Genomic DNA, 20,209 nt, shown 5'->3' with positions numbered 1-20,209 from the left:
CAGGGGTAGCAAAGAAATCAGCTGCCAGTCGATCTCGCGGCGGAAGAGCGCATCAATGTACTGGTAGGAGACCGATTTATCGGGACGATAGAAGGTCACGTCTACCCTTTTGCGCATGCGCGGCATCAGCTTGATCACGAGTATGCGCGCCAGCCAGAAGACGGGTTCGCTCTGACACTGCGTGTCGGGATGCAGGGAGTCCGGCTGGACGGTGGAGCGGTTTTTCAGGAGGCCATCGAGGAGATGGATGGCCTCCCAGACGCCGTATGGAATGAAGGTCATGAACAGCGCAATGTAATTGTCGGAGATATAGTGGTAGGCAATGCCACCGTGGGCGCCATAGCGTATGTGCTGCCAGACCAGCAGATTGTTTTTGCGCAATAAAATGTGAGTGCTATCTGCGATCACCGCCTGACCGGCGTCCCACAGTTTCGGCAGCTCGAAACGGTCATAGACATTGATCAGGTAGGTCATTGGAGCCTCGAGCTTGATTACATCGATATGCTGGGCATTGAGCCAGCGCAGGGTGTCGGCGCTGGCGATGCCAATGGCATAGCGGGCGGTCTGGAGATCCTGGCGCGCTTCAGCAAACCCGCCAGCGTCAGGCGGCCGGAAGCACCCCGCGCTTTGCCGCGGATAAAGACGAGTTCGACTTCGCTCAGACCGTATCGGCGTTCCAGCTCCTATCGGGTGAGACGCTCGTCGGAGCGAGGGTAGGCAGTGCGGTCGATCGCTGTCATAAAGGTGTCCGGAAAAGGGTATGCCGAAGGGGTCGTGGAAACTGCCTAAATCAAGGCTGCGGGGCATAGCGTTCCGCCGTCCGGAAAGGAATACGTTAAAGGACGGCTTAAGCCGGCATCCACACCGCAGCAAAACCATTCGGAGCTCTATCTGCGCGTTTCCAAGCCCGACCAGAAACCGGACCTGAATGTGACGGACTGCGAGCTTATGCCGAGCGCGCCGGTCTCGATATAGTCGGAGACTATTGCGACATCGCCGTCTCGGGACGCAAGGAAGGCCGCCGGAGGCTCAACGCCCTGATGACCAGCGCCCGCAACCGCGAACTCGATTGTGTGCTGGTCTGGAAGTTTGACCGCTTCGCACGCTCCACGCGCCATCTCCCTACCGCTCTCGAAGAGTTCGACCATCGCTGCATCCGCTTTCATCAGCGTCCAGGATCAGATCGATACCGCCAGCCCGATTGGCCGGGCCATGTCCACCATCATTGGCGCCATGGCCGAACTGGGAGCCATCCCTGTTCAGCGAGTGGGTCACAGCCGGAATGAAACCCGCCGCCGCCCGCGCAAAAACATCTTGGCCGGCCGAAACTCCTGCGCGGTTGGTCAGAGAAATCGAAACGCTTGCGGCCTTCACCGATGACCATGGAGGACGGTACGCCGGTCCTCGGCAGTCTGGAAATCAAGGGGCGGTTCCTGGTTCTCATGGTCAATTCCGCCCAAAGGGCGCGGAGAGGCATCGAGCTCCTGCAGAACGTTCTCGGCAAAATGGTGCACACGCCGCTCACCAGCATTCAGACCATCGAACAGGCTAAACAAGCCTACGCGGGTTGGAAAACGACAGCTGACGACATCCCATTGGAAGTCGCCGCCACTCGTGCATGACAAGCTCGACAAGCAGTACCATGCCATCCTCGACGAGCCCGTTTGCATGCTCGGCAGCAAGTCCCCGCGTGCCCCCGCCGGTACCAAGGTCGAGCGCGAAAAGGTCGCCGAGTGGCTCAAATATCTGGAAACTCAATCCGCCAGCATCGGCGCAGACGACCCCATGGGCACTTATTATTTCTCATGGGTGTGGGCAGAATTGAGAGTCGAGGATCTCAGGCGATGAAACCAGCAGCCCAAGGTTCTTCTTGACCGGTCTTACATGTATCCTGCTTCTACCCTGATTTCGATCACTTTGACCTCGGCGGGAGAGGCGGCATTTTCCGCCACCGCGGCGGGGAACGTTTTGTAAATGCCTCAGCCGCTCAGCATGCTGCGCATGATGCCTTAGGCGAGCCGAGAGCTCGCGGCAGTCCCTCAAACGCAGTTGGCGACCCAGGGTCTCCTAACGCATAGAGACCCGAAACGCGTCCCAAATCCACTGAGCCAGATCACTAAGACGCCACCGCACAAGCCCATCCAGATATGGCGTGGGGCCGCGCTCAATGCTTTGTGCAAGGGCTGTGCGCTGGTCTTCATTCAGCAGTGACGGCTTGCCCGGAGCCGTTTCGTTAATCAGCCCGTCGGGACCGCGTGCGTTGAGCGTACCAGCCAGTTGCGCACGATCTGAACTGTCACACTGCCGATCCAAGCAGCATTTGTGCGAGAGCCGCCGAGCACGATCGGTATCTCGCCTCTGCCGAGCCAGACGCCGCAACCCATCCCCGTCATCGTCTGACCGCAAAGAAATCGCCGAACCCATCGCAAACCCCTGTTTCGCCATCGATACAGGCTCGCCGGATTTTGGAAATCCCAAGATTCTGCATTATTAAAGGTCGGTAGAAGTCTGTGACATCGATAAAAAGACCGCGGATGCCGCGTCATGAGGCGTGGTTTCGACGCGCTTCGTCCAATGGATGACAGATGTCATCGGGGTGACCAGGAATCGACGAGGCGCCATAGCTTGGAGCTCAGTTCAGGCTTAATCATGAGACACTCCGAGGGCGATCGCATCTGCGACCTCTATGCAGCGATCGGAGAGCGTCGCGGTCGCAACCCGCAGGTAGTTGCCCGGCAACAGCGAAAACTTGGCTCCGGGATAGACGGCGATCCCGCGTGCCGCAAGAGTGACCATCGCGAAAGCTTCAGATGAAACAGGAACCCACGCGCAGAGGCCGCCGCCGTGTGCTGCATCTATGTTCCGATCCTGCAGCGCCTGGACGAGGTCACCACGCCGCTGTGCATAAATCGCCTTGGCGCGCTGCAGAGTTTCTTGTGTTGCCGGATCGCGAATCAGCCAAGCGCCGGCGGCCTGCAGAATGCGACTCGTCCAGCCGGCGCTAAAACTGCGGTAGGACTGGATCTGTTCGACGATCGCCTGTGAACTCGAAAGTACGGCAAGACGCAAGTCCGGTCCGTGCGTCTTTGAAAAAGAGAGGATGTGGATGACCCGCTCAGGAAAGAGATGCCCAAGCGACTGCCGAGGCTGGTCGGCAATGTCGGCAACACCATCGTCTTCGACGATCAGCGTATCGGTGTGTCGAAGGATTTCGGCTAGGCTGCTCATTCGCTCGGCGCTGACGCTTTGGCCGGTGACTGAGTGCACGCGCGGCTGGAAGACGAAGGCTACGGGGCGGTACTTCATAGCTGCCTCAAGGGAGGCGGGCAGGGGGCCGTGGCGATCGCATTCGACGGGAACAATGCGGGCACCACGATCTTCCAGAATGTCTAAAAGTCGCATGGCGGTTGGATTCTCGATCGCTACGGCGGCGCCTGGCATGACCAAAGCGTTCATCATCGTATAAACGGCGTTATAGCCGCCGTTGGTTGCGAGAAAAGCCTCGGGCTGGTAGGGCCAGGTCTCCCGGACGGCGGCTTCCAGTTCCGGCAAGATACGGCTGCGTTCATAACTGTTCAGATTCTCTGCGGATGCCCCATAGACCATCGCTTCGGTGAGCTTTGGAAGCAAGGCTATGTCCGGTACCGCAGCCGTCAGGTTCAGCACGTCCATGCCGTAGTTGCCGGAGCTTGCAAGCCGTTCAGGCTTTGCGATGAAACGATCGCCGCGCACCCATGTGCCGTTGCGTCCGCGGCCGCTGATAATTTTCTGGCGTCGCAACTCGCTCCAGGCTTCAGAGATCGTCGCGGGGCTGATACCGAGCGCAAAGGCGAGATCGCGGATGGCAGGCAGCTTGGTGCCGACGGGCAACGCGCCGCCGCGGATGAGCGCGCTGGTCTCGATCGCAATACCCCGGATCGTCCGATCGGTTATTTTTTCAGCAAACCAAACTGCATCCCGAATTTCGCTCATTTTTCCATCATATTTAATGTTCAATAACGTAATAACATTTGATCAGCTTGATTTGAACATTTAATCATCGGCCTACAAGAATAATTCTGAGTGGATACCGATGACGATTACTCTTCGACTTGCCCTGCGTGACTGGGACTATATGACGCCCCTTATCCTTGGCGATGTTTCGTCGTCGAAGCTCGATATCAAGGTCGAGCGCGTCGGCACGCTCATCCCCCATGTCGGCAAAAGCGATACATGCGACGCGGCTGAAATGTCGTTCAGCCGCTATGCGCAGTTTTGCCTCGACGGTGAAAAGAGCGTGGTGGGCATTCCGAATTTCATCATGCGCGGTTTCCGCCATCGTTGCGTTATCACCCTAAAAAACAGCCCAATTACCGAGTTTTCGCAACTCGCCGGCAAGCGTATCGGAGTAACCGGCTGGCGTGACTCGGGCAACACATGGACGCGTGCCGCTCTTCGCCGCGAAGGTGTCGATGTCCAAGACGCGATGTGGTTCGCGGGGCGACTCACCGAGGCGCACCCGATCACAGATCGTCTTGATGGCTTCGGACGGGAAGGTCGCATCGAGGCAGCTCCTGGCGAGCGACCCATGATTGATCTCTTGATGGAGGGCACGCTCGACGCCATCTTCACACCTTTCATGCCTGATGGCTTTTTTGCCAAAGACTCCCCCTTTCGCCAGCTTCTTTCCGATTTCCGAAGCGCCGAGCGTCGATATTTCAAAGAGGTGGGATATGTGCCCGGCATGCACCTCATCGGCATCAAGGCAGAGATCGTGGAAGAAAATCCTTGGATCATCTCCGAACTGAGTGAGGTCATCGACGAATCCCAGCGCGTTTGGTTGAGCAAGCGCCGCAAATATGCCGATACCTCGCCCTGGATGTTCGACGAACTGCTTAAGTCCTCGCTTGAACTGCCGGAAGGTTGGGACGCCAGCGGCCTTGCCGCAAACCATAAGATGATTGTCGACTTCGCCGGCGAACTCCACGCGCAGGGCATCCTGCCGAGACAGCTTTCACCGCTCGAACTCTTCAAATTCGACACCGATGGCAGCCGAACTGCCCTCGCAGTGTAACTTCGATCACCAGAACGGCCATCAAAAAGGGGAACGACCATGTCGCTGAAAACAATGACCTCCTACCTCGCCTTGGCAGGCATGATCATTTCGGGCGCCGCGATGGCTGAGGACGCGGCTTTGCCTAAGCTATCGGTCAACGCGGACCTGCATGCCAAACTTCCTGATGCCATCAGGACGTCAGGAAAGATGATCTCGGTCAACAACGGTTCGTTCCCTCCCTACGAGATAGTAACCGGCACCGTGATGACCGGTGCCAGCGCCGATCTGACTGAAGCACTCGGCAAAGTGCTCGGCGTCAAGATCGAGCACGAAACCGTTGGTGGTCTTCCGGCATTGCTAGCCGGCGTGAATTCCGGCCGCTACCAGTTCGCCTTCGGGCCGGTCGGCGACTACAAGGATCGTGAATCGTCCAATGACTTTGTCGATTGGGTGCAGGAATTCGTTGTGTTCGCCGCTCAGAAGGGTAACCCAAAGGGTATCACCTCACTGGATACAGCCTGCGGGCAGCGTATATCGGTCATGGCAGGCGGATCTGCCGAGCGGGTGATCAAGGCTCAGTCTGACAAGTGCAAGACCGACGGAAAGAACGCTGTCCAGGTACAGTCCTACACCGACCAGCCGAGCTCGATTTTAGCCGTCCGCTCCAAGCGCGCCGATGCATTCTTCTCCTCGCAGGCACCGCTCACCTATTTCGTGAGTCAGGCCAATGGCCAACTCGAACTGACCGGCATTGGACAGAAGAACGGCTTTGAGGATATTTTCCAGGGCGCCGTCGTGCCGAAGGGGTCGCCGCTCGGTCCGATCATGGTGGATGCCATAAAGGTGCTGATGGACAACGGCACCTATGCCGCAATCATGAGGAAGTGGGGCCTCGAGAACAATATAATCAAGGCGCCTGGCATCAATCTCGGCGGACAGCTTCCCAAATGAGCACGAATATCGAACCCCATGCACCGCCTTCGGGCGGTGCAGACTTCCGCGATGTCGCAACGGCCTACACACCGTTAAGGAAAGGGCGCCTTGCCCTTTGGGCGGTCATCGCGATCATTGTTGCGGATTTCACCTGGATCGTCGCCAACAATAAGAATTTTGGGTGGCCCGTGGTCGCCCAGTATTTCTTCGATCCAACCGTCATCAGTGGCCTTTATGTCAGCCTTGGGCTGACTGTGATCGCCATGGTCATCGGCGTCGTGCTCGGCCTGTTGATCGCCATCATGCGAATGTCCGATGACCGGCTGGCAAGCGGTTTTGCCTCGCTGTTCATCTGGTTCTTCCGCGGCACGCCGCTGCTGGTGCAGTTGATCTTCTGGTACAACATGTCGACGCTATTCCCACAGCTTTCGATTGCAATCCCCTTCGGCCCGTCGCTGATCAGTTGGGACACCAACTCGGTCATCACCCCGATAACCGCGGCAATCGTCGGCCTCGCGCTCAACGAAGCAGCCTATATGGCGGAAATCATCCGCGGAGGTCTCCTGTCGGTTGATCGCGGCCAAGCGGAAACGGCCGAGGCTTTCGGAATGACCAAGGCGCGCGTCCTGCGGCGGATCGTCATCCCGCAGGCCATGCGCTCGATCGTACCGCCGACCGGCAACCAGCTGATCAGCATGATCAAGGCCACGTCGCTGGTCAGCGTCATTGCCATGGCTGACCTGCTCTACTCGGTACAGTCGATCTACAACCGGACTTTCGAGATCGTACCCATGCTGATGGTCGCCGTTCTCTGGTACCTCCTGATTACATCGGTGCTAAATATCGGCCAGAGCTATATCGAAGCTTACTACGGTCGCAGCGACCGTCGGCCCGGCGGCACGACAAAGACTGTTGCAGTTCCCAAAGAGGAGGCGAGCCATTGACCGCAGTATCCACTGCAGCTGGAGATACCGCAAGACCGCTGGTGCAGGCCCGTAACGTCCACAAATCTTTCAACGAACTCGAAGTGCTGAAGGGTATCGACGTCGACATCATGCCGGGCGAAGTGGTGGTCGTTCTCGGTCCGTCAGGCTCGGGGAAATCCACCTTCCTGCGCTGCATCAACCATCTCGAAGCCATCCAGCAGGGATACATTGAGGTGGATGGTGAGCAGATCGGCTACACGGTCCGTAACGATCGGCTCCAAAAGCTTTCCCAAAATGGAATTGCTCGCCAGCGCCGCAAGATCGGCATGGTGTTCCAGCAGTTCAACCTCTACCCGCACATGACGGTGCTGCAAAACATCATCGAGGCGCCGGTTGGCGTTCACGGCGAAAACCGCAAGGCTGCAATCGAGAACGCCAAGCGCCTGCTGGAACGTGTCGGCTTGTCGGAGAAGGCCAATGCCTATCCACGCCAGCTGTCCGGTGGGCAGCAGCAGCGCGTAGCGATTGCCCGTGCCTTGGCGATCAAACCAAAGCTGATGCTCTTTGACGAGCCGACTTCCGCGCTTGATCCCGAATTGGTCGGTGAGGTGCTGGCGACGATGAAAGATCTGGCAAAGCAGGGCTTGACGATGATCGTGGTCACTCACGAGATCGGCTTCGCCCGCGAAGCTGCCGATCGGGTTGTCTTCATGGATGGTGGCCACATCGTCGAACAGGGCACGCCTGAAAATGTGATCAGCAACCCGCAACACCCGCGCACGCAGGCCTTCCTGTCGCGATTCCTGTGAGGCCGCGTGCTCAGCGGTCTCTCACGTCGGGCCCATAGAACAGCCGGCCCCATTGCACGGTCGTCTCGGTACAGAGCATGCAAAAATATTGGAACTAAAATGACCATCGATAACGATTTCGCCCGCCTTTCGGATTTTGAGCCAATGGACGACACACTACGCGCTATCCGCCGGCATCTCCACGCCCATCCCGAGCTGTCGTTTGAGGAGGTGGAGACTTCCCGTTTCGTTGCCGACAAATTGGAAGGCTGGGGCTACGAGGTGGCGCGCAATGTCGGTGGCCACGGAATCGTTGCCCGTATGACGGCTGGAGCCGGCAAAAAAAGCATCGCCATTCGTGCCGATATGGACGCTCTGCCGATCATGGAGCAGACCGGCAAGGCGTATGCCAGCCAAGTGCCGGGCAAGATGCACGCTTGTGGTCATGACGGTCACACCACGGTATTGCTGGGCGCTGCCGAATATCTCGCGCGCACGCGAAAGTTCAACGGCACGGTCAATCTCATTTTCCAGCCCGCCGAAGAAGCCGGTGGCTTTAGCGGCGCCCAGGCGATGATTGATGACGGCCTTTTCGAGCGCTTCCCGTTCGACGCCATCTTCGGCCTCCATAACCACCCGGGCGCGCCCGAAGGCAGTTGGCTGATGCGCTCTGGACCGTTGATGGCGGCAGCCGACACCGTTGAAATCCGGATCACCGGCAAGGGAGGCCACGCCTCGCGCCCGCATCTAACTATTGACCCGGTTCTGGTTGCCTGCAACCTGGTCGTTTCGCTGCAGTCGGTGATCTCCCGCAACATCGACCCAACCCAGACGGCCGTTATAACAGTCGGCGCCATCCACGCCGGCGAGGTCGCCAACGTCATACCTGAATTCGCCAGGTTGCTAATGACGGTACGCTCGTTCGATCCGAAGGTTCGTGAGACCCTCGAACTTCGCATCAAGAAACTCACGCAGTCTCTCGTCGAGGGCTTTGGCGCAGGCGTCGAAATCGACTACACCTACGGCAATCCGGTAGTGGTCAATTCTGAGAAGGAAACCGAGTTTGCCAAGATGGTGGCCGAGGAGCTGGTGGGTGCCGGAAACGTTGCGCTTTGTCCGCTCATTCCAGGCAGCGAAGACTTTTCGCATTTCTTGCAGCATAAGCCCGGCAGTTTCCTGCGTCTCGGCAACGGCACGAAATCGGCTATTCTACATAGTGCCAAGTATGATTTTGCCGACGACAGCCTGACCGCCGGCGCAGCGATGTGGGCGCGGTTGACAGAACGCTACCTTGACGAATGAGGAATAGACTGCATTGCCGGAGACGCACATGCCCGATAATGTGCGCTGCGGGCCACAGCGGTAAAGGCCAGGTAGCGCCAACAGAAGTTGATGTTGGTCCACATCCGGGACGGCTAGCCAACACTTAACTCGGGCTCCCCTGCGCAGATATCGGCTAGGAACTCTGGGAAATGCCGCACCCGGGAAGGGATGCGGTGTCCTCCGGCAATGATTGCGTTGATTGGAAGAAGGGGCGGCGTGTGCTTATCGAGAATTCGCGCCACTTCCCCGGAGGCTAGCACAGCTGTGAGTAACCAACTTGCGTGGTGAGCGATGCCTAGACGCGAGCGGGCCGCGCCCCGGACATGTTCCGCATCGTTGGTGCGGAACGAGCTCGCGCTCTCAACGGTGAGCTGCTTACTGTCAACAGTAGAATCGTACCCGACAATATGGCCCTGATGGACGTTGTCAATCCGTTGGTGCGCGTGCAACTCCTTCAGCATTTGCGGCGTGCCGTAGCTGGCGGAGGCCAAAGTTATCATTCGCATGTCGCCTATTCGTCGAGCAACCATAGAGGAGACGGAAAGTTGGCCAATGTGGATCGCGATATCGATCCTCTCCTCGATAAGGTCGACGTGACGGCCGAAGACCCCAAGTTTGATGGCGACGGGCGCTGATAGGTTTTGCCTGCCGTGAATGCGTTGTGGCCAACAGCCTGCAAGATATCGTTCTCGGTATAATTCATGTTGCGTTCGTTACTTGAGCAGAGGATACGAGCCCGATATCGAGCGTAAAATGGGAGCCGAGGCTTTCCTCAGAGGACCTGCTGTCGGCGCAAAACTGAAGGACATGCCACTCGGCAAGAGAGATGAGTTCCTTAAGCCGTTCGGCCGCCTCGACAGGTTCCGCGAGGATCTTCATCCGTCACACCTCCTACCAGACCCGCTCATACAATATCGTGTCGAACGCCAGATCCGTCGAGACGAAGGTGGAATACTCCAGCCGCGCCTGGGCGGCGAGTACGCGGTCCTACGGATCGCGGTGATCCCAGTCGAAACGGCTGCAAGCTCGGCATGCAGATCGCTGATGGCCCAGGTCTGCAGTCCGCTTGCTGTGACGGCGCCCCTAAGTTCCTGTGGCTTGAGGTCGAGCTTGTTCAGGCGCATAATGTTGTCCAGCTCATAGAACGTGACCGCGCTGACGAGGACAGCGTACGCGTTGTCCTCAATCATCGTTCGTGCCTTTGTGGACAGGCGATCACTGCCAATCGTTCACCAGTAGACGGCGTGGCTGTCGAGCAGGATTTTCATTGCGTGGTTTCGCTACCGTCGGATTTGCCTTGCCATATGCCGGTATCATCGTTCCAGTCGCCTGCATCGATGGCGGACTGCTCGGCATCCTGGGTATCGAACAGATCGTCGGGCAAGCCACGATGGCGCAGAAGGCCAAAGGGACGCTTGCCGCCGTCGACCGCCGGACCGATGCGCGCGTAAACTTCATTGCCCAGCATGATGACGATCTCTTCACCCTGGTTCGCACGCTCAAGAACCTCGGCAAAGTTCTTACGCGCCTCGCTGATCTTGTAATGCGTCTGGGCCATCGTCTCATCCGCTTTCAGGTTGAAAACGATCATACCACGACACCGTCATGCGTACGATCAACATCTACATCTCACCTCCGATAAGCAATATATGTCGACGATACAGACGGAATTGCCTAATTTCGTGTGCCGGATCTCTGCGGGCCGCTCGGACACTGATGCAAGCTCGGTGCTGGTAAAGGACGGGACAGCTGTCCGCTTTGCTCGCATTTGGGGGCTCTGACAACCTCAGTATCCCTAGACGCCGGATAACTGGTCGCCCCAATTGACATGCCTCAGGAAGCGCTCCTTCCCGGGCAGCTCCTTCCAGATAATTATACTCCAGTGAAATTTTGCAGTTGATTTCCGTGGCGAAATGCGGTTCAAATACTTATACCGCAGTATAAGTGTCGTTGGTTTTGCCATGGATCGTATTCCGCTTTCACCTGTGAACAGACCGCAGATAACATGGTCGCCAAGAAGACTATGGTTTGCCGGCGCTTCGGCTGCTCTGCTCACCGGCTTTGCATCGGGCCCTTCTGACAGCAGCCATCATATCGCTTCGGGACTATCTACACAGGTCAATAAGTCTAGTGGCGTAGGCGCGACTGTAAGAAAGCCTGCGGTGCTGTCGGTGGCAATCCCAGCGTCTGGATCTGTCGCGATCAAGCAGGCTGCCGTCCCGGCACTTGAAGCGACGAACTTCAACCAGCGCTTTGAAGGGCCGCGCGACGAAGATCGGAAGTGGGATAGGGCTCTTCTGTTTGAGGTGGACGGAGAGTCGGATAATAATCCCTCGAGCTTACCTGGAAAGGCGCCTGATAGCGCGACTGCACGGCGCGAACGCACCGTGCAGTCGCCCATTGGTGCTCATTCTATTGAGAGCCCGCCAGCATCTCCGGTCACGGACCTGGGCACCAGCTTGCATGTCGATGCCAGCGGGTCAACAGCACAGGCTCGCCCCGATCTTTTATCGGGCATCCCCACGGGCTTTGCGAGGCTCGCGCTGGCGATTGCCGCGACGGATGGAGTTGATCCGAACTGGGTGCTTTCGGTCATGCGGGCCGAGAATGGCGGCTTCGATCCGGGCTTGGTGAGTTCTGCTGGCGCCATCGGATTAATGCAGGTGATGCCACGCGTAGGCAAAGCCTTCGGTGCCAAGGATTTGACCGATGCCGAACAAAACATCCAGGCAGGCACGAGGTTTCTCCGGTTCCTTATCGATAAGTACCGAAATCCGGTGCTGATCGCCGCGGCCTATAATGCCGGCGAACCCAACGTCGACCTTCGCCACTCCCTGCCGCTGATCCGCGAGACCGCCGACTTTGTCACACGTGTCGTGGGATACTATACCGGCACAGCGGTCAGGCAAAGGCATCCGCAAGCTGTCCCGCCCTCAGCGCCCGTACCCATCTCGCCGCGCGCCGGGCCTGCCGAGCGAGTTAGATCCCCAATGCTTGTCTTCTCTGCTGCACAGCCGATCCCGCCGGACGCCCGTCCTCAGCGTGAGGAAGGGCGTAGAGATGTTGGCGGACCAGTCAAAATCGTCAAGGAAGAGGTGTCTAAATGAATCCCATCGCGTTCGCAGCCCACACGGCCGCTCTCTATAGCAGCGTTGCCTGGTCCTCCATGGCTCGGCGGAAATGGCTCGGCAACGCCGCCATTGTGCTTGCGGCGAGCCTGATTCTGCTCGCCGCCCAGTACGAGCCGGCGGCGGCACAGAACCTCGATCGTCTCCAGCAGGCGGCTGATCGGCTGGTGCAATTCTTTACGGGCCCGTTCGGCCGCTCGGTCGGCGCGATCGCCTTCATTGGCATGTTCCTCGCAGCGGCCTTCGGATACTGGTCGTGGGGCGCGCTCCTGCGTGTCGGCGGATGCCTTGCCGGTATGTTTGCCGCAGCCGAACTCGTTGACTTCCTCGCCGGCGGGGGGACGTGAGCATGGCGGGTAATGATTCCGACGGGCGTGACGACTACATCGAATCCCATCCGGTTATTCTCGCGCTGACGCGGCCGCCAACAGTAATGGGAATACCCTACACATATTTCCTGGCGGAATGCTTCATCTCGCTGATGGTGTTCTTGATCTTGGGATCGATCCTATGGTTCCCCGCATGTTTCGCCATTCTACACGGCATCCTCTACGTGCTCACCGTAAAACTCGACCTCTGGTTCTTTGAGATCGTCGGTCGGCTGAGCATGTGCGGCGTCAATCCTCTTGGCCGGAAGCTCGGCGGTGGCGTCAGAACCTACGGGGTGTAAGCGATGAACACGATGGCGAGATCGCTGAAAGGAAGTCTGTCGAGGGGCTGGGAGATCTTTGCGGATCGCCGTGTCGCGACGCATGTCCCATTCTATGTGCCGATCGAGAACGGCATCATCCGCCTGAAAAACGACTGCCTCGTCTCGACCGTAAAGCTGACCGGCTTTTCCTTCGAGACGGCCGACATCGAGACAATCAACATGCTGCAGCGACAGCGCAACGCCGCCTTCCGCGCGATTTCTTCGATCGGCAGCTTTGCGCTCTATACGCATGTCGTTCGGCGCAAGGTGGCGCCCTCGTTACCCTCGGCTTTCGCCGATCCTTTCATGCAGTGTCTCGACCATGTCTATCAGAAGAGCATCTCCAAGAACGAGATGTTCGTGAACGACACCTATGTCTCGCTGGTTGTGCGGCCGATGTTCAAGAAAGGGTCAGCTCTTTCCCGGATCATGGGCGCCGGCGGCACCATCGTGCGCAAGGAACAATTCCGTGCGATGCGCGACAAGCTGGTCGAGGCGACGCGGGCACTGGAGAAATCGCTTGGCATCTACGGTCCGAGGGTCCTTCGCGACGTGCAGCGCGTGTACGCGGACCTCGGGAATAGCAGGACGATATTCCGTGATGTGTCGGAAGACATGGTGATCGATGAGATCGCGCAAAAAGTCTGGTTCTCCGAACAGTGCGAATTCTTCTACACACTTCTGAATGGCGGACGCGTCCGGCCGATCAGGCTTGGGACGATCCCGGCCGATGAGTTGCTGCCAGCGCGCAGGACATCGATCGGCAACCGCATCATCCATCTGCAGGGCGACACGCCCGATGACGACCGCTATGTGGCGATGGTCTCCCTGAAGGAGTATCCGCCCGAGACCGGCGCAGGCATGCTCGACTATGTCCTCAAGCTGCCGTTCGAGCTGGTGTTGACCCAATCAATGTCCTTCGTCGATGATATGGCTGCGCGCAGTCGGATAGAACGACTAGACCGCCAGATGCCGAAGGCCGACGAAGGTGGATCCAGCGTGCAGGCCAATCTCGACATCGCTCGCGACGAGCTCGCACGCAAACGCGTCGCCTTCACCGAGCATCATCTGACCATCATGCCGATTGCCAAATCGACAACGCAGCTCGACGACGCGGTGGCACTGATCGGAAACGAACTTGGTGCGCTCGGAGCGTCATATGTCCGAGAGGATCTGAATGCAGAACCGGCCTACTGGGCGCAGCTTCCCGGGAATCAGGCTTATATCGCGCGCCGGGCTTTGATCTCGACACTCAACTGCGCGGGCTTAAGCAGCTTCCATGCCTATCCCTATGGCAAGCCGGACGGCAACCACTGGGGCCCGGCGATCACCATCTTTGAGACGACCTCCGGCACGCCCTTCTTCTTCAACTTCCACCAGGGGGATGTCGGGCACACGACAGTGTTCGGACCGACGGGATCCGGCAAGACTGTCATCATGGGCTTCCTCATTCTGCAGGCCTATCGTGTCAGCCCGCGCCTGAAGACAATCGTCTTCGACAAGGATCGCGGCCTCGACATCATGGTGCGGGCGGCGGGCGGAACTTACATGATGCTGGAGCCCGGCAAACCCTCCGGTTGGAACCCATTGCTTCTCGATGACACAGAGGGAAACCGGGTTTTCCTGTATGGGCTTTTGAGCTTCATGCTTAAGCCGTCGAAGGAAGGCGAGAGCCTGACGCCGCAAGAAGAATCAATCATCCGCAGCGCGATCAAATCTGTCCTCAAGACGAAGGACAGGTCGTACCGCCGTCTCTCGTCGTTGCGGGCACTGCTTGCCGGCAGCGAGAGAACGGAAGGCAGCCTGATCGCCCGGCTCGACAAATGGGTCGACAAGGGGCCCTATGCCTGGCTCTTCGACAATGCCGAGGATATTCTCGATATCTCGAGGCCGATGATCGGCTTCGACATGACTTCGATCCTCGACGATCCTACGGTGCGCACCGCAGCACTTCTCTACATGTTCCATCGACTCGACGAAATCTACGACGGCAAGGCACCGATCATCAATCTGATGGATGAGGCCTGGAAGCTGCTCGATGACGATGAGTTCAAGCGCACGCTAAAGGATTACTTCAAGACCATCCGGAAAAGGAACGGTCTGGTGATCTTCGGCACGCAGTCGGCCGACGATGTGGTGCGCTCGAGCGTCAGCCGCACGATCATCGAGCAGACGTCGACGAACATCTTCTTCGCCAATCCGAAGGCTGACGAAAGCTCTTACATGGAGCACTTCGGCCTATCCCGGGCCGAGTTCGAATGGGTCAAGAACGGGGATCCGAATTCGCGCTTCATGCTGATCAAACAGGCGAAGAACAGCGTGATTGCCCGCGTGGACATGTCCCACATGCCCGAGTTCATCAAGGTGCTGTCAGGCCGGGAGGAGACGGTGCGTGAGGTCGGGATGCTGCTAGACGAGCATGGAGAGGATCCGAAGAACTGGCTGTCGAAATTCTGCGACTGGAACGTGGTAGCGGTCGATGAGCAGCGCAAAGCGTCTTGAGAGAGTTGCAGTCGGCGGTTTGGCCCTTGCTGCGGTTCTTGCTGGCAGTACGAGCCATGCGCAGGTGCCGGTCATCGACAATGCGCGCCAGAAGATCCAGCAGGCGACGTTGAACTGGTACCAGAGCTATCAGGCCGATACCCGGAAGCTGAAAGGCGCCTCGGGCGGCACGGCCGACAGCGTGGCACCCGGTCAGGGTTCCGGCGCGCCCGATGACTGCTCGGCGGACGGCATGGCGGGCGGCACCGCGCCGGCGGCGCCAGCTCAGCGCACGCCGAGCCATCAGGAAGTTGCCAGCATGGTCGAGGATGAGGCAATCCGGCAGAGCGTCGATCCGAATTTCGCGCTGGCGATCGCCGAGCAGGAATCCCGCTTTCGCCAATCCGCCCGCTCTGCGGTCGGAGCCACCGGCGTCATGCAGCTGATGCCAGGGACAGCCGCTCAGCTCGGCGTCAATCCCTACGATACACGCGACAACATTCGCGGCGGCGTGAAGTACATCAAGCAACTCCAGGGGATGTTTGGCGACCGCTACGACCTGATCGCCGCCGGCTACAATGCCGGCCCATATCGGCAGTCGCTGCAGAACGGTCAGGTCCCCAACATTCCCGAGACCCAGGACTACGTCAAAAAGGTCTCTGCCTATTATGCGCGCAACAAGGCTCAGAATGGTGACCGCACCCCGACGCAAGGTGCCGGCGAGCCGGAAACCGTCAGCTACGGGAACGGATGCGGCGAGCAAATCAAGAAAGCCGTTGACCGGAATATGCAGGCGCAGGTCGAGCGCGGTTCGGTCTGGAACGAGTTGCTCGGAAAATCGACCGAAGCGAACCAGCAATATCTTCAGCGCCTAAAGGCTGGCCTTCAGTCGTCATCAGCGAGCCTGCGCGGGACTGGCGGCGGCAATGGCAAAGATTACGACGGCTCGCTTGCGATGGCGCAGATCCAATGCCCGACCAATATCATTGATACCGGCGGCACGCGCTGCTTTGCGGTGCCGTCGAGCGCGAGTACCGAGCAGATCCAGCGCTGGCTCTTCGACCTGCAGGAACAGGCCCGCGCCGATGGCAACGTCGCGACTTTCTCGGTGATGCAAGATCCCGCCTTGGGCCTCGTAACAGTCGTCGATGCCAGACCCACCGCGAAGTGAACGGACAGGAGAGGACAGTTACATGAAGATATCACTCTTAGCGGCGACTTTGAGCTTGTTGGTTGTCGCTCAGGCGCAGGCACAGGTCCCTGTCAAGGATTCGGAAAACATCTCGCTCAGCGAGGAGATCAAACGACTATCGTCGGAGATCCAGCAGGACACATCCGTCGTCAAGGACAACACCACGAAAACTCTGGCAGCGATCACAGGCGACCGGACGCAGGATGCCAGCCAGTTTGCCAAGCTTGCGACCGGCAATGGCTTCAGCATGGGACAGGCGCCGGATTTCAGCACTATCCTATCGAGCAACCAAGCTGTGTTCGGGGGGATCGGCAGCCAGTTCCAGAACACCGCGGCCAAGCTGATCAACGGCCTCAACCTGGTAAAGATGGTGGTCGATAGCGCCAAGGGCGGCGGGCTGTCAGGCGCCAACCAAGTCTATTCGCAGGGAATTAATGCACTCACCACGCTCACCGCGCTCACCGACGCAATGAACAGCGCGACGAAAGACCGGCAGAACTCGTTCATGCAGGCCACGCAACAGATCGGAACGGCAAAAGACCTGAAAGGGGCTCTGGAGCAAAACACCCAGATGGTGCTTCAGGGGAACCAGACCGCCAACGAAGCCGTCGGCTCGTTAAACAACCAGGTCATGCTGCTGAACCAACAATACAAGGCAGCGCTCGCCACCTCATCGCAGAACCTCAAGACCTTCGCTCCGCTTCCCGACAGCGTGATGCGTGACGGCGGAACCGCGCCACAGGGCAGCTCGGTTCGTGATCAGTTGAAGGCTTTCGAGGAGCAGAACCATTGAGGGTCACCCACTTGCTGGCGATCGGCTTTGTCGCGCTTACCGGTTGCGCCGGGAAATACGAGCAGCTGGCGAAATGCTCGGCCGACGAAAACCCTGTACCGGCACCCGGCTACGGGACAGAGCTGAAGCCGACAGCTGCGGAGGTGGCGGTCGAGGCGGCAACCAAAAACGATTGCGGCCCAATGCGCCCCGTCAATCAATTCCAGGATGAGACATGGATCCCGTCAGTTACGCGATAAATTTCTATGGTGATGCGCTTCGATATTTCGACAAGATCAACGAGGCGTCTCTCGAAAGAGCATGGGGTTTGTTTGCCGAGAACAGCAATCTGGAATCCGACATACTGGCGATCTTCCTTATTCTCTACTTCCTCTGGGGCGCGCTCGGACTATCCAGCGTTTCCCTGCAGGATATGGCCATTACCGCCTTCAAGCTTACACTCGCCTATGCCCTGATCATGTCATGGGCGATTTTCTACGACAATATCGGCCAGTTCGTGTTGTCGGCACCGCAGGATCTTGGCTCAGCCATTTCCTCGGCAATGGGTGGTCAGTCGGCGGGTTCGGATATCGCGAGCCAAGTCGCCAGCATGGCGCGCAAGGTCTACGACTTTGCCATGCAGCTCTTCAATTCCTATGAATCCGGATGGCTGCCGAACGTCACCGGCGCCGTCGTCGTTTTCATCGTTCTTGTGTTCGGCCTGTTGCCGATGTTGCTGATCCTCACCGGCGTCACGCTGTTTGCCAAGATGATCACCGCTGTCATGCTGGCGATCGGCCCGATTGCCATCCTTTGCTATTTCTTCGGAATCACGCGGTTTGTCTTCGACGCATGGGTGAGGGGTGTCGCCTATGGCATGTTCATGCTGCTCTTCACTTACATCATGGCCGGGCTGTCGTTCGGGTTCCTGATCGGCATGATGGACACGATCAACGGCGACATGGCCACCAAGGAAAACGCGCTAGCGATCGTGCTTGCCATGGTGCTTTATCTGGCCCTGATCTCTTATTTCATCTTCCAGGTCCCCGACTTTGCGCGCACGTTTTCCTACGGCACCGCATTCTCTGGTGTTCCGGGCGGCGGCGGGGTTGATACCGCGTACAGTGCTGCCCGCAGACAGTTGGCCTCCAGCAATTCACGCGCCGGCCAAGCAGCTGCAGTCGGGCTCGGCATGCTGGCTGGACCGAGAGGGGCCGTTACGGCAGCAGCTCTTGCTGGTCGCGGCGGCATCGCCGGCGCCGGCGCCCTCGGTCGGATGCTGACCAATCGTCGGCGCAGCAGCGAATGACCAAGAGAGCAAGAACGGCTTCAAATTTTTCAAAAATAGCGACTTCGAGGTTCGAGACTTGGCATTGTTCAGACGGCAATTGAAGGCGGCGCCAGCCGACCGTGTCCCCGGTCCCCAGGATATCTACGACCAGCATCTTTCCTGGGGCGAGAAGAACCGCTCCCTTCGCACCTTGATCGGTCTCATCCTGCTGGTCTTCGCAGTGGCCGGCTGGATCGTCGCCGGCGTGCTTTCTTTTTCGGTGGCGCAACTGTTTCCGCTCGTGCGCACAGAGGTCGTGCCGCTGATCGTCGATAAAAACACCGGTTACATGGAAACCGTCACCACACTCGACAAGGTCCGCACGAACGTCTCCGAGATCCAGGCAGTTCGCGCCTCGTTCGTCGGCAATTATGTCATCCGCCGCGAAACCTACGATCCACGCTATCTGTCCGAGAACTTCGACATGATTGCGCTGTGGTCGGAGCCGGGTTCGCCGGCGTTCAAGGATTATTCGGACTGGATGAATCCCTCCAATCCCAGAGGTCCGGTGAAGACGCTCGGAACGACTGGTGAGATCAGACCGGAAATCCTGTCGGTCAATCCACTCAATCAGACGACGATGTCGGTCCGGTTTGAAACGAGAGAGCGCCAGCGTGGCGGCGAGGTCGTCAACCGGTGGTCCGCAACTGTTCGCTATAAACAGATCAACCTTCCCGCCAGCAATCGGGTCCGGCTTTACAATCCGCTCGGCTTCGTGGTCACCGAATATGTGAAGGTCCCCGAGACCATGCCTTCGGGGCTCGTTCAATGAAGCGCAGGATGTGGATAACCGCCCTGTCGCTGTTCTTGGCGAGCTCGGCTGCCCAGGCTGAACTTCTCGCCCGCCCCGGCAGGCTCGACCCCCGGGTGCGGACACTGCCGTATTCGGCAGAGCAGGTGTTTGTTCTGACCGGCACCTACGGGATGGTCACGACAATCCTGTTCGGCGCGGACGAACAGATCACGCAGGTCGTCGCAGGGGATACAGTGTCCTGGCAGATCCTGACATCGGCCGATCGCCGTTCGCTGACCCTGAAACCGATGGAAAAGGACGCCCCGACCAACCTCTCGGTGGTGACGACCAAACGCACCTATTCCTTCGACCTCGAAGTGAACGACAGCAAGTCTATCCAGAACCAAACATACAACCTGCGATTCATTTACCCGGAAGATACCGGCCTGAAGGGAACGGCAGAGCTCTGGAAGCAGGCCCAGGACGCCGAGCGAAATCCGAACATCAAGAATATTCGCCGCGACAAGGTCAATTACGACTACGGCTTCAAGGGCAGTGATGCAGCCAAGCCGCTCTGGGTCTTCGACGACGGGCTGAAGACCTTCATGAAGTTCACAGGCGATGTGCCCGCCGTCTTCATCGTCGACGCCAAACGTCGAGAAAGCCTCGTGAATTATCGACGGGAGGCGGATTACATCGTCATCGACACTGTCTCGCGGCAATGGACGCTGCGCTACGGCACTGAGAACGAGACCTGCCTGTTCAATCTTCGCACAGCCCCTGCCGATGTGCCGGCCCCGATCGAAGGTGCCGTGGCGCCAAAGCGGCTCGGCTCCAGTGGGCTCCGGTCCGAACCCAAGTCACGATAGGAGGCACG

General features: G+C 58.5%; 22 protein-coding genes and 2 pseudogenes. 18 read left to right on the top strand and 6 right to left on the bottom strand.

From position 1 onward, the window contains the following. Nucleotides 1–12 precede the first annotated feature (12 nt). Nucleotides 13–570, bottom strand: a pseudogene (locus PR018_RS28550) (Tn3 family transposase); the annotation flags it as partial. A gap of 287 nt (nucleotides 571–857) precedes the next feature. Between PR018_RS28550 and PR018_RS22330 the strand changes: the two are divergent. From PR018_RS22330 to PR018_RS22320, 3 genes are all read left to right on the top strand, one after another. After that, on the top strand, nucleotides 858–1,286 hold the full coding sequence (locus tag PR018_RS22330; RefSeq protein ID WP_341799002.1) for a recombinase family protein: 429 nt from the start codon (nucleotides 858–860) through the stop codon (nucleotides 1,284–1,286). Between the two features lie 90 nt (nucleotides 1,287–1,376). After that, entirely contained in the window at nucleotides 1,377–1,622 is a 246-nt protein-coding gene (locus PR018_RS22325) for a hypothetical protein (RefSeq protein WP_244615531.1), read from the top strand. Then, entirely contained in the window at nucleotides 1,615–1,848 is a 234-nt protein-coding gene (locus PR018_RS22320) for a hypothetical protein (protein WP_244615530.1), read from the top strand. The genes PR018_RS22325 and PR018_RS22320 overlap by 8 nt, the downstream gene beginning before the upstream one ends. Nucleotides 1,849–2,643: 795 nt before the next feature. On the opposite strand, the gene PR018_RS22315 is transcribed toward PR018_RS22320, so the two are convergent. Beyond that, a complete protein-coding gene (locus PR018_RS22315) occupies nucleotides 2,644–3,972 on the bottom strand; it encodes an aminotransferase-like domain-containing protein (protein WP_142831958.1) in 1,329 nt (442 codons plus the stop codon). Nucleotides 3,973–4,072: 100 nt separating this feature from the next. Between PR018_RS22315 and PR018_RS22310 the strand changes: the two genes are divergently transcribed. The 5 genes from PR018_RS22310 (at nucleotide 4,073) to PR018_RS22290 (ending at nucleotide 8,984) form a co-directional block, all read left to right on the top strand. Continuing rightward, nucleotides 4,073–5,053: an ABC transporter substrate-binding protein gene (locus PR018_RS22310; protein ID WP_142831956.1), complete on the top strand. Its 981-nt coding sequence runs from the start codon at nucleotides 4,073–4,075 to the stop codon at nucleotides 5,051–5,053. A 39-nt stretch (nucleotides 5,054–5,092) separates the two neighbouring features. After that, nucleotides 5,093–5,986 (top strand): ABC transporter substrate-binding protein, encoded by an 894-nt coding sequence (locus PR018_RS22305; protein ID WP_142831954.1) that lies wholly within the window; start codon nucleotides 5,093–5,095, stop codon nucleotides 5,984–5,986. Then, the gene (locus PR018_RS22300; protein WP_142831953.1) at nucleotides 5,983–6,912 is read left to right on the top strand and encodes an amino acid ABC transporter permease; all 930 of its coding nucleotides are present in this window, start codon (nucleotides 5,983–5,985) and stop codon (nucleotides 6,910–6,912) included. Before PR018_RS22305 ends, PR018_RS22300 begins: the two co-directional genes overlap by 4 nt. Continuing rightward, a complete protein-coding gene (locus tag PR018_RS22295; protein ID WP_142831952.1) occupies nucleotides 6,909–7,703 on the top strand; it encodes an amino acid ABC transporter ATP-binding protein in 795 nt (264 codons plus the stop codon). Before PR018_RS22300 ends, PR018_RS22295 begins: the two co-directional genes overlap by 4 nt. A gap of 99 nt (nucleotides 7,704–7,802) precedes the next feature. After that, nucleotides 7,803–8,984 (top strand): M20 aminoacylase family protein, encoded by a 1,182-nt coding sequence (locus tag PR018_RS22290; RefSeq protein WP_142831982.1) that lies wholly within the window; start codon nucleotides 7,803–7,805, stop codon nucleotides 8,982–8,984. Nucleotides 8,985–9,097: 113 nt separating this feature from the next. Here PR018_RS22290 and PR018_RS28545 read toward each other — a convergent pair whose 3' ends face one another. From PR018_RS28545 to PR018_RS22270, 4 genes and pseudogenes are all read right to left on the bottom strand, one after another. Next, entirely contained in the window at nucleotides 9,098–9,565 is a 468-nt protein-coding gene (locus tag PR018_RS28545) for a LysR substrate-binding domain-containing protein (protein ID WP_425064171.1), read from the bottom strand. A gap of 139 nt (nucleotides 9,566–9,704) precedes the next feature. Continuing rightward, nucleotides 9,705–9,884 carry a hypothetical protein gene (locus PR018_RS22280; RefSeq protein WP_142831950.1) on the bottom strand — a complete coding sequence of 60 codons (180 nt, stop codon included), beginning with the start codon at nucleotides 9,882–9,884 and terminating at the stop codon, nucleotides 9,705–9,707. Between the two features lie 12 nt (nucleotides 9,885–9,896). Further along, nucleotides 9,897–10,231: pseudogene (locus tag PR018_RS22275) on the bottom strand (type II toxin-antitoxin system VapC family toxin). 38 nt (nucleotides 10,232–10,269) lie between these two features. Continuing rightward, a complete protein-coding gene (locus PR018_RS22270; RefSeq protein ID WP_142831978.1) occupies nucleotides 10,270–10,563 on the bottom strand; it encodes a type II toxin-antitoxin system Phd/YefM family antitoxin in 294 nt (97 codons plus the stop codon). A 403-nt stretch (nucleotides 10,564–10,966) separates the two neighbouring features. Here PR018_RS22270 and PR018_RS22265 point away from each other — a divergent pair, with 403 nt between their 5' ends. Genes PR018_RS22265 through PR018_RS22220 form a run of 10 tightly spaced genes read left to right on the top strand, consistent with a single transcriptional unit; the run spans nucleotide 10,967 to nucleotide 20,201 of the window. Next, the gene (locus tag PR018_RS22265; RefSeq protein WP_244615528.1) at nucleotides 10,967–12,112 is read left to right on the top strand and encodes a transglycosylase SLT domain-containing protein; all 1,146 of its coding nucleotides are present in this window, start codon (nucleotides 10,967–10,969) and stop codon (nucleotides 12,110–12,112) included. Next, nucleotides 12,109–12,480: a TrbC/VirB2 family protein gene (locus PR018_RS22260; protein ID WP_142831946.1), complete on the top strand. Its 372-nt coding sequence runs from the start codon at nucleotides 12,109–12,111 to the stop codon at nucleotides 12,478–12,480. The genes PR018_RS22265 and PR018_RS22260 overlap by 4 nt, the downstream gene beginning before the upstream one ends. Before the next feature lie 2 nt (nucleotides 12,481–12,482). After that, nucleotides 12,483–12,803 (top strand): VirB3 family type IV secretion system protein, encoded by a 321-nt coding sequence (locus PR018_RS22255; protein ID WP_142831944.1) that lies wholly within the window; start codon nucleotides 12,483–12,485, stop codon nucleotides 12,801–12,803. A gap of 3 nt (nucleotides 12,804–12,806) precedes the next feature. Then, on the top strand, nucleotides 12,807–15,326 hold the full coding sequence (locus PR018_RS22250; protein ID WP_142831942.1) for a VirB4 family type IV secretion/conjugal transfer ATPase: 2,520 nt from the start codon (nucleotides 12,807–12,809) through the stop codon (nucleotides 15,324–15,326). After that, complete coding sequence (locus PR018_RS22245; RefSeq protein WP_142831940.1) at nucleotides 15,304–16,476, top strand: lytic transglycosylase domain-containing protein; 1,173 nt, start codon at nucleotides 15,304–15,306, stop codon at nucleotides 16,474–16,476. The genes PR018_RS22250 and PR018_RS22245 overlap by 23 nt, the downstream gene beginning before the upstream one ends. A gap of 22 nt (nucleotides 16,477–16,498) precedes the next feature. After that, the gene (locus PR018_RS22240; protein WP_142831938.1) at nucleotides 16,499–17,290 is read left to right on the top strand and encodes a conjugal transfer protein; all 792 of its coding nucleotides are present in this window, start codon (nucleotides 16,499–16,501) and stop codon (nucleotides 17,288–17,290) included. Beyond that, complete coding sequence (locus PR018_RS22235) at nucleotides 17,287–17,529, top strand: hypothetical protein (RefSeq protein WP_142831937.1); 243 nt, start codon at nucleotides 17,287–17,289, stop codon at nucleotides 17,527–17,529. Before PR018_RS22240 ends, PR018_RS22235 begins: the two co-directional genes overlap by 4 nt. Next, a complete protein-coding gene (locus PR018_RS22230) occupies nucleotides 17,505–18,578 on the top strand; it encodes a TrbL/VirB6 family protein (RefSeq protein WP_142831935.1) in 1,074 nt (357 codons plus the stop codon). The genes PR018_RS22235 and PR018_RS22230 overlap by 25 nt, the downstream gene beginning before the upstream one ends. Nucleotides 18,579–18,636: 58 nt before the next feature. Next, nucleotides 18,637–19,371 (top strand): VirB8 family type IV secretion system protein, encoded by a 735-nt coding sequence (locus tag PR018_RS22225; RefSeq protein ID WP_142831933.1) that lies wholly within the window; start codon nucleotides 18,637–18,639, stop codon nucleotides 19,369–19,371. Then, nucleotides 19,368–20,201 (top strand): TrbG/VirB9 family P-type conjugative transfer protein, encoded by an 834-nt coding sequence (locus tag PR018_RS22220; RefSeq protein ID WP_244615526.1) that lies wholly within the window; start codon nucleotides 19,368–19,370, stop codon nucleotides 20,199–20,201. The genes PR018_RS22225 and PR018_RS22220 overlap by 4 nt, the downstream gene beginning before the upstream one ends. The last annotated feature ends 8 nt before the right edge of the window (nucleotides 20,202–20,209 follow it).

Origin of the sequence: Rhizobium rhododendri, assembly GCF_007000325.2 — a bacterium.
In the GTDB taxonomy this organism is placed as follows: Bacteria; Pseudomonadota; Alphaproteobacteria; order Rhizobiales; family Rhizobiaceae; genus Rhizobium; species Rhizobium rhododendri.
The sequence above is the reverse complement of the archived record's forward strand: the minus strand, read 5'-3'. Positions and strand labels throughout refer to the sequence as shown.

Bases quoted from the DNA above. Each gene is read 5' to 3' on its own strand.
- PR018_RS22290 (WP_142831982.1), top strand. From the start codon at position 7,803: ATGACCATCGATAACGATTTCGCCCGCCTTTCGGATTTTGAGCCAATG.
- PR018_RS22265 (WP_244615528.1), top strand. From the start codon at position 10,967: ATGGATCGTATTCCGCTTTCACCTGTGAACAGACCGCAGATAACATGG.
- PR018_RS22220 (WP_244615526.1), top strand. From the start codon at position 19,368: ATGAAGCGCAGGATGTGGATAACCGCCCTGTCGCTGTTCTTGGCGAGC.
- PR018_RS22245 (WP_142831940.1), top strand. From the start codon at position 15,304: ATGAGCAGCGCAAAGCGTCTTGAGAGAGTTGCAGTCGGCGGTTTGGCC.
- PR018_RS22280 (WP_142831950.1), bottom strand. From the start codon at position 9,884: ATGAAGATCCTCGCGGAACCTGTCGAGGCGGCCGAACGGCTTAAGGAA.
- PR018_RS22240 (WP_142831938.1), top strand. From the start codon at position 16,499: ATGAAGATATCACTCTTAGCGGCGACTTTGAGCTTGTTGGTTGTCGCT.
- PR018_RS22230 (WP_142831935.1), top strand. From the start codon at position 17,505: ATGGATCCCGTCAGTTACGCGATAAATTTCTATGGTGATGCGCTTCGA.
- PR018_RS22255 (WP_142831944.1), top strand. From the start codon at position 12,483: ATGGCGGGTAATGATTCCGACGGGCGTGACGACTACATCGAATCCCAT.
- PR018_RS22325 (WP_244615531.1), top strand. From the start codon at position 1,377: ATGACCATGGAGGACGGTACGCCGGTCCTCGGCAGTCTGGAAATCAAG.
- PR018_RS22300 (WP_142831953.1), top strand. From the start codon at position 5,983: ATGAGCACGAATATCGAACCCCATGCACCGCCTTCGGGCGGTGCAGAC.
- PR018_RS22270 (WP_142831978.1), bottom strand. From the start codon at position 10,563: ATGGCCCAGACGCATTACAAGATCAGCGAGGCGCGTAAGAACTTTGCC.
- PR018_RS22310 (WP_142831956.1), top strand. From the start codon at position 4,073: ATGACGATTACTCTTCGACTTGCCCTGCGTGACTGGGACTATATGACG.
- PR018_RS22250 (WP_142831942.1), top strand. From the start codon at position 12,807: ATGAACACGATGGCGAGATCGCTGAAAGGAAGTCTGTCGAGGGGCTGG.
- PR018_RS22315 (WP_142831958.1), bottom strand. From the start codon at position 3,972: ATGAGCGAAATTCGGGATGCAGTTTGGTTTGCTGAAAAAATAACCGAT.
- PR018_RS22305 (WP_142831954.1), top strand. From the start codon at position 5,093: ATGTCGCTGAAAACAATGACCTCCTACCTCGCCTTGGCAGGCATGATC.
- PR018_RS22260 (WP_142831946.1), top strand. From the start codon at position 12,109: ATGAATCCCATCGCGTTCGCAGCCCACACGGCCGCTCTCTATAGCAGC.